This is a genomic window from Paenibacillus sp. FSL H8-0168 (assembly GCF_038592955.1).
GTDB lineage: Bacteria > Bacillota > Bacilli > Paenibacillales > Paenibacillaceae > Paenibacillus > Paenibacillus polymyxa_B.
This window is the reverse complement of sequence record NZ_CP151948.1, coordinates 4517276-4529591: the sequence shown is the minus strand read 5'-3', so window position 1 is coordinate 4529591 and position 12316 is coordinate 4517276. Positions and strand designations below refer to the sequence as shown.

Sequence of the window (12316 nt, the reverse complement as noted above, 5' to 3'; positions counted from 1 at the left end):
ATTACACTCCTAACAATTTCCCCATTTGGGACAACGGTTCTGCCAAGGCATCGAGGTTTTGGCTCAGCTTTTTAACTTCTTCCGGTTTCAGTTTTGTATACGACACATAGCCTTCTCCGTCCTTAAAAGGAGCCAACTCTTGCTGTAAGGCCGTAAAGCGCTCACCGATTTGTTTTTCCAACGCCGCATCTTTTTGGTTCAGATCTGTTTTCAAAATGTCATATATCTTTTGTGCGCCTTCTACATTGGCAGCAAAATCGTACAAATCCGTATGGGAATATCGCTCCTCTTCACCCGTCACCTTCGAGGTAGATACTTCATTCAACAACTCGACTGCACCCGTTACCATCAGGCTGGCGTCAATATTAACTGTTTCTACTTTGGCACGCAGCAGCTTGGCATCACTCAGCAGTCGGTCGGAAAACTCGTCCATTCCTTTGGTTGTGTTTTCTTCCCATAATGTTTTTTCAATACGGTGAAAGCCGCGCCAATCCGCTGCATCCACATCACCGTCACGTGCATCAATATTCGGGTCAAGATCACCCAGCGCTTCTGCAATCGGTTCAATCCGTTCATAGTACATACGTGCAGGGGCGTACAGTGCCTTGGCTTTATCCAGCTCGCCAGCTTTGACCGCGTTCGTGAATTCTTCTGTCTTCTTCACAAACGTATCGCATTGCTCGATGGCATAGGTGCGGTAAGCTGTTACCGCTTGATCAAAATTGGGGGCAGAAGCGGCAGGAGTCGTTGTCTGTGTTGTTGCTCCTGCATCTTTGGTCGTTGCGGCAGGCTGTTGAGTAGCAGTTCCGGTTTGTCCGCAACCTGTGAACAGAATAGAAGAGACCAGCACTCCGGCCGGTACGGCATAACGTAGTTTCATAATCAATGAACACCCTTTCTGGCCAAACTGGCCTTGAACCATAGTCTGTTGCGCGATATCTATATCGAATTTTTATTTTGATAATGATTATCAGTCGCGGTTTTTCTTATCATAAGGCTGGCCCATATGCCTGTCAATACATAAATTAGACGCAGAGTTCAACCCTCCATCGGAGGGGGATGGTAAGGTGCCTATGCCCATTTTTATCCGCATATTGAACCATACCTGAGCACATGACATAAAATGTGTTGACTGTATCCCTTAACCTTGTTACACCACACAAAACCCGAGCAAGGAGGGGTGAAATTGACGAAGGGTAACGACCACAAAAACAAGTTTTTGTTAACTCACCGTGAACGTGAAGTATTTGAACTGCTCGTGCAGGACAAAACAACACGTGACATCGCCGGACAGCTATTCATTAGCGAAAAAACGGTCCGAAACCATATTTCCAATGTGATGCAAAAATTGAACGTAAAAGGTCGTTCACAGGCGGTCGTGGAATTAATCAGGCTTGGAGAATTAAAAATCTGACCTCTCGTTCCTTGCGGGGTACAAAGTCTTCTCGATGATCCTTCGACAGTGAAGGGTGGTCGGGAAGGCTTTTGTTTTGTGGTATGTAAAAAAGTAAAACGATTAAACCGCTGAAATATGTGGGAATTTGCGTGTAAATGATGTACTATATATATAAGGAAGAAACTACCATTAGGGATCATAGTGCAACTAACAGGAGTGATCAAAACATAAGACTGTACCACAAAGTTATACTAAGATAGAAATGCATCTGGTGATAGTCTAAGAATATAAATCCCTACAAAAGCAGTATTCAGCATGACGACAGGATGGAAGATGGATCAGGTTTTGAGCTATACTTTTATATATAGGTGTTGAAGAAGAATCACAAGGCAGAAAAAGCTCATTGCTTCAGGTAGTAGGAAGTAGCTTTTGCCTAGAGCTACCTGTGGTATATTCTTGATCGGAGGTGAATGTTAAGACATATGACACCCAACCAACACTTGATGACTTATACGCTGAACAGCGGTATAAAGGGAACTGTCGACCTAACCAGTAAGCAGGTGCAGGAATGGATCAAAGCATATCGAATTGGCAGCAAGTTTGTAACGGTTGTGGGGAAACAGTATTTTGGTTTAAACCCTGAGTTGGTAGCAGATTTCAAGGTACATAATGAATACTCGGAGCAGAGAGAACACATATCCATAATACAGCCTGTAATAGAACGCAAAGCTGTAGAACTGGACCCACTGGTAGAGGCGTACAGCCAGTATAAAACATTAATTCAGGTAGAATGTAAATGTGGTGCTTCCTATATAGAAGAGTCACCGCACAAAAGAACCAAGTGGTCATGCAAGGAGTGTAATAACATTGTGTTCCTGGATCGTAAAAAGGGCATGGTGGATACAGATAAAGGCAAGGCATGGTACATGACCAACAAATACTATGTGGAAAGACAAAGCAACTGACAGATTGTCAGTTGCTTTCTAACTATACACTCACACCTCTTGTGTGCCTACCAAAATGATATTAGGTCTTTTGCCAAATAATAAAATTGATGTTTTTTACGCTTTGTAGTACATTATCAAGTGTATTATAAGGAGGCTTCTCATGTACGGACATAGACAAGATGATACTTTATACATCATGACTTACACATTAAATAGTGGTATCAAGGGCACAGTGCCTTTGTCTAATCAACAGATACAGGAATGGCTTGAGTGTTACAGAATCGGCAAGAAATTTGTAACCGAGATTGGCAAAGAGTACTTTGGACTGCATTCGGAACTGGTGGCTGATTTTAAGGTGCATAATCAGTATTCTAGCTATCAGGAGGTTATTATCCCGATTCAACAGCCGGATACTGGCCTAAAAGAGTTGTCCCAGGCTTACAAATCAACTGAAACCTTAATTAAAGTAGATTGCAAATGTGGTACATCGTATGTAACAGAATCTCCCTTTAAGCGGACCAAGTGGTACTGCACCAAATGCCGGGAGATTGTTTTTCTCGACAACAAAAAGGGAATGGTGGATACTTCCAGAGGCAAGGCCCATTATATGACCAATAAGTATTTTGTAGAAAGAGAAACAACTGGCGTATAAGCCGGTTGTTTTTTTTCGCAAGGTTTGTATACGTCCTGACTTTTCAAAGCGGATTGCGCTATAGTGAAAAAGGGGAAAGATGAATCTTGATATAACGATAGTCAGGTGGTGAACGTCATACGGGAAGATCATACGAATGGTGCAAGAAACCGCATGAGCACAAACAATGTGTACATAAACGAAACGCTCCATATGGAACAAATCATAAGTGACCTACGGGTGATGGGCTATGTGGCTTTTCATCATCATCCGCAAATCACAGGTGAGCTTGAAGAGCTGGAGGCGTTAAAAGAGCAACTATTGTCGTTTTTTCAACAGCATCATGTATTGTGGATTGAGCTTGACCCGCTAACGCAATATGTGGTGGTGAATAACATGGGGAAGGCCACGGTGCTCAAACTCATGGGTCGAAAAATGAACCCGCTACGGGATCTGAGAGCAAACGCTGCTTTGGCTGGACAGCCGCTGCATGAGTTGGATCGGGAGATAGAACGGCTCAATCGGCTAGCTCACCTGTTGCGCTACACCCGTTTTTCTTAAGCGACGGGACTAACGTAAAAAAAGCATTCACGAAGCATGGATGGTTCCATGCTGTGAATGCTTTTTAGTATTCTATTTTTTACCGCATAAGATGAGCAAATCTACTGTGACATACGGTAAATGTATTTCCTGCACTTGCTGCCAGTCTGCTTCCGTAGCTCCCCACGATAAGGGAGTCATATGGAGCAAAGGTTTCATGAGGTCGGCATTTAACATAAAACGATAGGTTAACCGTTCGGCGGATAGAAGTTTAAAATGATCTTTAAATCGGCTTAATATATTGTCATTCGAATAAGCAGGCTTATTCTTTTTCTGTTCATACAAGCATCTCAATTCCCGAAGATAATATTGTTCGGGAATGACCTTCAGGACGCAGCCGTCCTCCGAAAGGATTCTTGTAAATTCAGCATAATTAGAAGGGGATAAAATATTGAATACACCGTCAAATTGTTGATTTGAAAACGGACAATGAGCCAGATCCGCAACACACCAGAGGGTATGAGGATATTCTTTGGCTGCGGCCACAATACCTTCTTTAGACAGATCCATACCTACGCTTGTAAGCTCGGTGATTCCCTTCCAGGTTAGCTTATCCTGAATGTGGCTCAAATGAGAGCCTTCCCCGCAACCTGCATCCAGCAAGTAAAGGTGTGCTTTTTGATCAAACAGCGGCTTCATAAATTTCATTATAGTGCTGCTTATGGCTTCATTTAAGGGATCGAAAAATCCGCTATTGCAGATCATTCTTCTGGAGGTAAATAGTTGTTTATCATATTTGGTTTTATAGGACCGGGCGGATAAATGTAAATACCCGTATTTTGAAAGATCATAGCAATGCTGATTCGTACATAGGAGGCTTTTACCTTCCACCATACGCATCGGTTGAGAGCATAGAGGACACCTAAAGAGATGTTGATGCTTCCCAATTAGGCCAGCCTTCATCTCGTGTTTATTCCATTTGGACACAGAAAAGCACCCCGTTCATTCGTATTTGGTGAATAAAAAAGGCACAGTCAAATAGACCCAACACATTTTTCGAAAAAATGGTTGAGTTTTACATGAACTGTACCTCACATTACCGTAAACGAATGAACTGAATAATCATATTGTGCAGCGCTCCTCTAAAAAAATAGAAAGGGCTTTCGCCCTCTCTATTGTAACTTAGCCATAAGAAGTTGTCATGTGCTTACACCGATTTCAAAAACTCTACAATCGTCAGCAGACCCTTATCAAAATTATCCAAGTTAAAATGCTCGTTAGGCGCATGCAAGTTCTCATCTGGCAAGCCGAAGCCCATCAGCACGACTGGGGCAGTCAGCACACGGGAGAAGGTTTCCACGATTGGGATGGAGCCTCCATCCTTGGTAAAGAGGGCACGCACACCGTATACTTTCTCAAAAGCATCGGCTGCCGCTTGCAGAAACGCGTGGGACGGGTCGATGTTAAAGGCGTTTGCTTTTTCACCCTGTTGAATATCCAGAGTAGCTCCTGCCTGAACATGAGCGCGCAAATGGCCCTCGATTTTGTCCAGAATGTCTTGCGGATTCTGGTTAGCCACCAAGCGGCACGTGATTTTAGCATGAGCTTCTTTCGGAATGACCGTTTTCGTGCCTTCCCCTTGGAAGCCGCCGTACACGCCGTTCAGCTCCAGTGTCGGACGCGCCCCAACACGCTCGACGAAGCTGAATCCTTCTTCGCCATAGAGGGAATCAAGTGCAAGATCCTGTTGCAGCTTGCTCTCATTGAAGCCTTGCTTCACGAATTCTTCTCTCATCTCTGCCGATAATGGAGCGACATCGTCGTAGAATCCTTCGACGCTAACGCGGCCTTTGTCGTCATGCAGGGTTGCCAACAAGGACACCAGAGCATGCAGGGCATTCGGCACGCCACCACCGAAAGAGCCGGAATGTAGATCTGTGTTCGCCGTGTGAATGGCGACTTCCAGTGAACATAGTCCACGCAAACCTGTGCAAATGGCAGGCTTCCCTTTTTCGATCAAGGAAGTGTCGGACACCAGTACAGCATCGGCAGCCAGACGTTCAGCTCCAGTTTGCAAAAACTCAAGCAAGTTCGGACTGGACACTTCTTCCTCGCCTTCAATGCAGAATTTGATGTTCAGCGGCAATTTGCCTTCCTGCTTCAAAATGGCCTCAACTGCCTTTATGTGCAGGAAAACCTGTCCTTTATCATCTGTCGCTCCGCGCGCATACAATTTTCCATCACGGATGGATGGCTCAAACGGCGGCGTTTCCCACAGGTGAAGCGGGTCTACGGGTTGTACATCATAGTGTCCATACACAAGGATCGTTGGTTTACCAGGTGCGTGCAAATGATCGGCGTATACCAGCGGGTGCCCTTTGGTTGGAATGATTTCAACGTTTTCCAGACCGGCAACAGTCAGTTTGGCAGCCAGCCAATCAGCTGCTTGGTTAATGTCCTTTTTGTGCTCCGATAATGCTGAGATACTCGGAATGGATAACCACTCCTGTAACTCGCCCAGTTGTTGCTCTCTGGCTTTTTCAAAATATTCGGAATAACTCATAAACTATGTATCCTCCTTTTTCAATGTAAATCGTGTGAATGTTTCGCTATCCTCCGAACCGAGGTTGTGGACGATATGTCTAGTTTACTACGTTTTGTGCTGAACGAAAAATAGGGAGATACAAAAACGATTCTACCCGGGTCTGTTCAGACCTGAGCAGAATCGCCCTTAACCAAGCATATGGATGCACTTATGCGCGAATGTCCAGTTGACCCCCGAGATGAGGCTGTACGCTTTTTTCCATCATCTGCACTAAAGCCTGTCCTTGTTCACTGGCCTGATCCTTAGCCATACTTAATACTTTCACACTTACGGCTTGAGCTAAGCTGGCCTGACTCATACCTGTGGATAATGCTGCGATATCCATGTTCCAACCCTCCTTCATTGTGAAGACTCTTTCTCTGTATTTATCGGTTGGAACGGTTATTTTGTTTCATCTAATTGGAATTGTGTCAGTAAATCTTGAAGCTGCTCTGCCAGACGGGTCAAATCTGCGGCAGACGAACCGATCTCTTCCATGGAGGCGAGTTGCTCCTCTGCGGCTGCGGACACGGTCTCTGTATGGGATGCCGCTTCTTCAGCGATGCGTGTAATTTCCTCCATGCTGCTGACAACTGTACTCGTTCCATCTGCGACGCCAGCGGTAGAAGCTGCGACGTTATCAAGCTGCTTCGCTGATTTGGCTACTGCTCTACGGATGCGAGAGAAGGAGCGACCGGATAGGTCAATGGAATTGATACCATCATTTACGCGTTCCTTCGCTGATTCCATAGCAACCAGAGCTTCAGACACACCGTTCTGTATCCCTTGAATTTGTTCACGAATTTGTTGTGCGGAATGAGCTGAGTTTTCAGCCAGCTTGCGGACCTCTGTCGCCACGACAGCAAAACCTTTGCCATGCTCTCCTGCACGTGCTGCCTCAATGGAAGCATTCAATGCGAGCAGATTAGTCTGGCTGGCAATTTCCGTAATGACAGTGACGATCGTTCCGATTCGTCCAGATCGGTCACTCAAAGCACCGATAATCGTATCCAGTTCTTCCACGGTAGTACGAATGCCGTCAATGGAGACGACGCTGTTGCCGATATGCTCACTGCCTGCATCCGACGCTTGAATGGCCTGTGTGGAGTAAGTGGTCATTTCAGCCATAGTTTCAGTCATCGCGGTGATGTCTGTTGCCATGTCGCTAACCCGTGTCTGATTAGCTTTAGCGCTGCCCACTTGGCGTTCGCTGCCTGCGGCCACATCTTGAATGGCTATGGTCACATGCTCGATAGCCCGGGTCGTTTGTTCTGCACCTGCTGCAAGCTCCTGCGAGGATGCCGACAAATTGCCTGTCATCGCTTGAATTTCTTTTATCATGTTACGCAGATTATCTACCATTTGTTGAAAATATCTTGATAATTCACCAATTTCATCTGTGCTGGTCGTAGCTACGTTAATCGAAAGATTACCTTTGCTGATGGCATCCATAGAATTACGTAATCTTTGGATGGGCTTAAGTATACTGCTGATTAGCCACATTGCGAGTACACCAATGATGATGGCTGCAATCACCAACACGACGATGGTCGTGATAAGAATCGGTTGGGCTGAGGCACTGGTTTCTGATTTATCCATCGTTCCGGCAATTTTCCAGCCTGTCAGCGCATTAGTTTTGAAAATCAAGTGTTTGTTTACGCCATTAAGATCGTAATTAAAGCTGCCTTCCTTGGAGGCAAACAGTTTGGGTATGGTTTCCCCTATTTTGGTACTTCCGCTGACTTCTGTCGGGTGGGTAACGATACGTTTGGTACCATCCAATATCATAATATAACCATTTTGTCCGATTTTTAAATTTGTGATTTCTTTCAAATTATTCAGGTTCAGAGAAAGACCGAGAACACCGCTGTTGTCGGGAAGTGTGCGTGAAATATACACAACGGGGACCTTAGCCGTATTGAGTCCAACAGGGCTGATTACGGTTTGTCCGGGTTTCTCCATGGCCTGTTTGTACCACGGACGCTCACGAGGATCGTTTGTGGAGCCTACGGCTTTGCCAATAATGAGTTTACCTTCGGGAGTTCCTACAAACATATCAACAGCTTCTGCATGCATTTTTAAATATACTTGTAATTTTTTCAGAATGGCATCATCTGCTTCAGCACTGTTATCACTAACCGTCATCGTTGTAGAGTAATATTCGAGATCAGCGATTTTGGCCTGAATCGTTTGAGTAACAGCACGATCAGATGCGGTAACGCTAGACGTTGCACTGTCCAGTAATTGACGATCTGTCTGGTTGTACGCTGCCTGATAGGAGAAAGAGCCCACAATAATACTAGGAACAAGCATGACCAGTAGAAATGCTGCTGTCAATTTCTTGCGTAGTGTTAATGTTTTCAGTCGTCTCAGTTGTTTCATCAAACCCCTGCTTTCTATCTACATATTCATTTCTGATATTTATACCATATGTAATTACTATCGGTTATTTTAAGCTGAATTGATAGATTTATTACTAATTTGTCCAATACGCTAAAGAATTTCTTGCATAGCATGGAGTATCTTGCAATTTGGAGGGATAGGGTATGGGTTTTTTTCTGGATATGAGAAGCTCCACCAATTCATCAAAAACAGGTGAGGGTCCCGATATACAGCTGGGTCCTATACCGGAGCGGTTCGGTTTGATCACCCTGCGAACCTTTCTTGTGCCGGGTCCGATTGTAACTTTTAGTGGTTCCATTGGTCTGATCGGTGAGCTTGGTGATACGTATGCGGTTGAAATCGTGCGTGGAGCCGACTATAATCCGAGCGAAGTAGTCTACCGCGCCGAGGGGGTACTGTGCGTGACAGGGGCTAATGAAACGCAAGCTTTTAATGCACAGGATCTGTCCGCTCCCTGGGCATTACAAACAGTATATTCTTCTTATATTTCTGGTGTATCGACCACTGTTCGTAATGGTCCAGAGGTATTCACGGGTATTGCTTCGACTCCGGTTTTGTAAATATATCAGGTGAATATTTTTTTAGTAAATGCTCGCTGCCTGTTCGTGGTTCTCCTAGGATAGGCCGCTGCGCCCAAGCTATCTAGCCACGAGCATAGACAGACATCTGCTGCAGACTCGTGGCTATAATTCTCAACAACACCCAGAACACAAATGACCTAGTTGTTGTAATTTCCTTTATGAGCGTGTTCTACAGAGTTGATTGTGCTTCTCGGATTCTATTTCTTAAGAATCTCTCGCAAATACACTGTCAACTCATCTGCCGCTTTGGTATGGGCGGGGAGCCCGGGATGGCTGCGAGACCCTATCGTTTCTTCCGTCGTGTTAGGCAGTTGGAATACAGACACATTCCGATCCCTCGTTCTTTTCTTGTATGCATCTACCGCTCGGTAGATTGAGGGCATCATCGGAGTACCCAGCATCCCATAGGCCCACACAATATGGGCAGCAGGATTGCAGGTCCGAAGCTTGACAAGAAAACGCTCGATAGCGCTTTCAAAAGCTTGTAAATCCTCTTCATTGAATGTACCGTCCTCGTTCAAGCGTTGCTTGTACACTTTCCCGCTTGCTGGGTCCGTCCATGCAGGAGAATAAAAGGCTCCCCCGTCATTAGTCCCCAAATTCACTACGACCACGTCCGGCTGCCATGAGGTAAAATCATGATCTGAAAATGCCCCTAATGCTTCATTTCTCTCACCGGTTAGCACACCACATACCTGCTCATAATATGCGGGTATGTTTGCATGCGGATTATTATCCCAGCTTGTTAGGACACCCCATCCGCTTTGTGATAACACTCGGTAGTCCGCATTCAGTGCTTCGGCTGTTATGGCTGTATAATTGCGTAGTGCTGTGAACAGCATGGGAACCCAGTCTGTCTCCTCCTTCGCTCCAATCGTTCCTTCTCCCGAGGTAATGCTGTCACCGATAAATTCCACCTTGAGGGATTTATCAGTGACTGGCAGCAATTCCCCGTCAACCTTCAGGGCATGGATTTGCAACAAGCAGCGCGAGTCCGAACTCATAGGCTGGACATCCTTGACCACACGGACATTTTTGACCGTATCAGGGTTCAACCCTCTCAAAACACAGATCCAATGTCGTCCTGCGGTCACCATCAGGCGACTCATCGGAACACCATTGATGACAATACTGATCCAGGGTTCATACACCTGGTAATCGGCCTCAATTTCAATCCACAGCTCTGAGCCTTTGATATTCAATTCAATGCCACTGCCTGTCCAAAACAGAGTAAGAGGTTTACGTGTTTGCGTAGTTCGACCATGAACCTTTACATGCTTTGCTTTAGCAAGTGGGTATGTCTTCAATCTCTTGTTATGTGACATTTTCGATATCCTCCTCATAATTTCTAAATGAATGCTAGTTTCTGTAATATTGTAAAAGAAGTGACAGGGAATCTCAAATTCTATTTCTAAACAAGCAAGGGTCCAAGGCTTTATATGGATTATTCTTTTCGATCATGGACTTAGGACAACATATGATATCAAAAAGCACCCGTAAATTTCAATTTGCGGGTGCTTTTTGATATACGGAGCAAAGATTACTTACTAAGTAGTTTTTTCACAAATATTATTTTATCTATTAATTAGCTTTGCCAAACATGACAATATTAATCGCCTTGCCGAAGTCTATACCTATTTTGCCAGTTAGCTCTGCTGTTTTTTGTGCTAACACGACTGCATTGACACCACAAGAGAACAGCGCAATATCGAAGTCATCTTTGTGTGCTGCGATCCATTGGAGTGTTTCAGGCATTTGTTCATATTGATGAAATGCCAGCGTGTGGGCGATATGCAGCCTGTACGGATCAGCCTCAAGAACAGGCTTTGCTTCAGCGGCCGTCCGGGTGACCAGCAGGATGCGTCGATTTTTCAGCATCTCCCAGAAAGCGGGTGTCTCAGCCAAATACCGATTCAGGCAGGCGTGACAGGTCAGCGCGGGGGAGAGAGCATAGTGAGCAAAGACCTGATCGGTCAGCTCCCGCTTCATATAGGATGGTGCTTTAATAGATTCGTCATCATATGGCAAAATGCCAACAATGCTGGCTTTGCTCACTGCCTCAGCCACCGCGTCCCGTAGTTCCGTATTCGGTAGAAACAGTCCCTTTTGACCGAGATTGGCTTTGACCGCCCAACGTTCCTGTAATACCTTTTCCATCGGCCAGACGGTGTCCTGCGACAACACCAAATTTTCACCATCCCCAATACGAATGAGCGAAAAGGAATGGTGCTGATCGAGTGCCAGCTTCAATCGTTTCAGTACCTCGTCAATCTCCAGATACTTTGGATTCGTCATATCATGTTACCTCCCTGTCGTTACTGCTTGTTCAACTTTTCAGATGGAGTAAAAAACTTTGTATTCTATCATATGTCGAAAGCGAAAAGGTTTTTGTATGAACGGCTATTCTTTTTGGATTCTACCTATTTTTACAAGATTCGTTGCATCTGTACGTGCCGTTTCGGGAGCGTCTTCATAACTTGAGAGAAGACGGTTGAAAGGGAGGAAGATCAATGAATCGCAAGATTGTAATTGAAATTAATTTTAATAACTATGGGATGAATCCCAACCGCCTGACACGTGAGTGGATCAGTGAGCGACTGGATATATTCAGAACCTTTACGCTGCGCAGTCTGCTCAGTCAGACGAATACGGATTTCTTATCTGTCGTCAAGCTGGCGGGCGGATGCAGTGACATTGTGGAAGAGGAACTGGCCCGACATGAGCCCATTCCCCACCACATCCGTTTTGGTACGAGCATCGAAAGTAAACGTCGTATCAATGCGTACATCGAAGGTGCGGACGAACTGCTCATTGCTCGAATAGATTCCGACGATTTGTATCACCAGTCATTTGTACAACAGTTGCATGATTACAAGTTTCAACCGGAGACGGTTGCGCTGGTGAACCAGATGGGTTACCTGTGGGATGCGGTTGAGGGGCAGATGGCACCGGTGTTTCACCGTTCGCCTTCTTTTTATGTGTTTCGCTATCAAGTGGAGGATTTTCTAAATGATTACCGTGTCGTCATTCCTGGGAAAGGCACGCACGGATATGTAACGGAGCTGCCGCATGAGGTCATTCCGCTTCGCAACTATGTGAACGTCATTCATGCCGCAAATACTTCTGTGAAAAAAGTGCCGGTAAAGGATCGGCTGTCAGAGAATGAAATGAATGCTGTGTTGGCTGAATTTCTGGGAACAGGTATTGCCAATTCGTAACGGTCAGGAGGAGATT

At 45.3% G+C, this 12316-nt stretch carries 13 protein-coding genes and 1 pseudogene; 6 read left to right on the top strand and 8 right to left on the bottom strand.

The genetic code is table 11. From position 1 onward, the window contains the following. Nucleotide 1: 1 nt before the first annotated feature. On the bottom strand, nucleotides 2–880 hold the full coding sequence (efeO, locus tag MHI21_RS19980; protein ID WP_341163239.1) for an iron uptake system protein EfeO: 879 nt from the start codon (nucleotides 878–880) through the stop codon (nucleotides 2–4). Nucleotides 881–1180: 300 nt separating this feature from the next. Between efeO and MHI21_RS19975 the strand changes: the two genes are divergently transcribed. The 4 genes from MHI21_RS19975 to MHI21_RS19960 all read left to right on the top strand — a co-directional run bounded on the left by MHI21_RS19975 (nucleotide 1181) and on the right by MHI21_RS19960 (nucleotide 3535). Further along, nucleotides 1181–1414: a LuxR C-terminal-related transcriptional regulator gene (locus tag MHI21_RS19975; protein ID WP_028541512.1), complete on the top strand. Its 234-nt coding sequence runs from the start codon at nucleotides 1181–1183 to the stop codon at nucleotides 1412–1414. Between the two features lie 464 nt (nucleotides 1415–1878). Beyond that, a complete protein-coding gene (locus MHI21_RS19970) occupies nucleotides 1879–2361 on the top strand; it encodes a hypothetical protein (RefSeq protein WP_235308509.1) in 483 nt (160 codons plus the stop codon). 142 nt (nucleotides 2362–2503) lie between these two features. After that, complete coding sequence (locus MHI21_RS19965) at nucleotides 2504–2995, top strand: hypothetical protein (RefSeq protein ID WP_341039932.1); 492 nt, start codon at nucleotides 2504–2506, stop codon at nucleotides 2993–2995. A 153-nt stretch (nucleotides 2996–3148) separates the two neighbouring features. Continuing rightward, nucleotides 3149–3535, top strand: coding sequence for a hypothetical protein (locus tag MHI21_RS19960; protein ID WP_341163240.1), 387 nt, complete (start codon nucleotides 3149–3151; stop codon nucleotides 3533–3535). 72 nt (nucleotides 3536–3607) lie between these two features. On the opposite strand, the gene MHI21_RS19955 is transcribed toward MHI21_RS19960, so the two are convergent. The 5 genes and pseudogenes from MHI21_RS19955 to MHI21_RS19935 form a co-directional block, all read right to left on the bottom strand. Beyond that, entirely contained in the window at nucleotides 3608–4222 is a 615-nt protein-coding gene (locus MHI21_RS19955; RefSeq protein ID WP_342420229.1) for a methyltransferase domain-containing protein, read from the bottom strand. Between the two features lie 123 nt (nucleotides 4223–4345). Beyond that, nucleotides 4346–4477, bottom strand: a pseudogene (locus tag MHI21_RS19950) (putative RNA methyltransferase); the annotation flags it as partial. Nucleotides 4478–4721: 244 nt separating this feature from the next. Continuing rightward, nucleotides 4722–6077, bottom strand: a complete 1356-nt coding sequence (locus tag MHI21_RS19945; RefSeq protein ID WP_342418784.1) for a dipeptidase — start codon at nucleotides 6075–6077, stop codon at nucleotides 4722–4724. 190 nt (nucleotides 6078–6267) lie between these two features. Beyond that, the gene (locus tag MHI21_RS19940; protein WP_023990044.1) at nucleotides 6268–6444 is read right to left on the bottom strand and encodes a YjfB family protein; all 177 of its coding nucleotides are present in this window, start codon (nucleotides 6442–6444) and stop codon (nucleotides 6268–6270) included. Nucleotides 6445–6500: 56 nt separating this feature from the next. Continuing rightward, nucleotides 6501–8480 carry a methyl-accepting chemotaxis protein gene (locus MHI21_RS19935; protein ID WP_341163241.1) on the bottom strand — a complete coding sequence of 660 codons (1980 nt, stop codon included), beginning with the start codon at nucleotides 8478–8480 and terminating at the stop codon, nucleotides 6501–6503. 164 nt (nucleotides 8481–8644) lie between these two features. On the opposite strand from MHI21_RS19935, the gene MHI21_RS19930 reads away from it, so the two are divergent. Next, nucleotides 8645–9061, top strand: a complete 417-nt coding sequence (locus tag MHI21_RS19930; protein ID WP_342418783.1) for a hypothetical protein — start codon at nucleotides 8645–8647, stop codon at nucleotides 9059–9061. Between the two features lie 218 nt (nucleotides 9062–9279). On the opposite strand, the gene MHI21_RS19925 is transcribed toward MHI21_RS19930, so the two are convergent. Then, entirely contained in the window at nucleotides 9280–10407 is a 1128-nt protein-coding gene (locus MHI21_RS19925; RefSeq protein WP_342418782.1) for an SGNH/GDSL hydrolase family protein, read from the bottom strand. 256 nt (nucleotides 10408–10663) lie between these two features. Next, a complete protein-coding gene (locus MHI21_RS19920) occupies nucleotides 10664–11377 on the bottom strand; it encodes a GT-D fold domain-containing glycosyltransferase (protein ID WP_342418781.1) in 714 nt (237 codons plus the stop codon). 215 nt (nucleotides 11378–11592) lie between these two features. Here MHI21_RS19920 and MHI21_RS19915 point away from each other — a divergent pair, with 215 nt between their 5' ends. After that, the gene (locus tag MHI21_RS19915) at nucleotides 11593–12300 is read left to right on the top strand and encodes a glycosyltransferase family A protein (RefSeq protein WP_342418780.1); all 708 of its coding nucleotides are present in this window, start codon (nucleotides 11593–11595) and stop codon (nucleotides 12298–12300) included. Nucleotides 12301–12316: the final 16 nt, after the last annotated feature.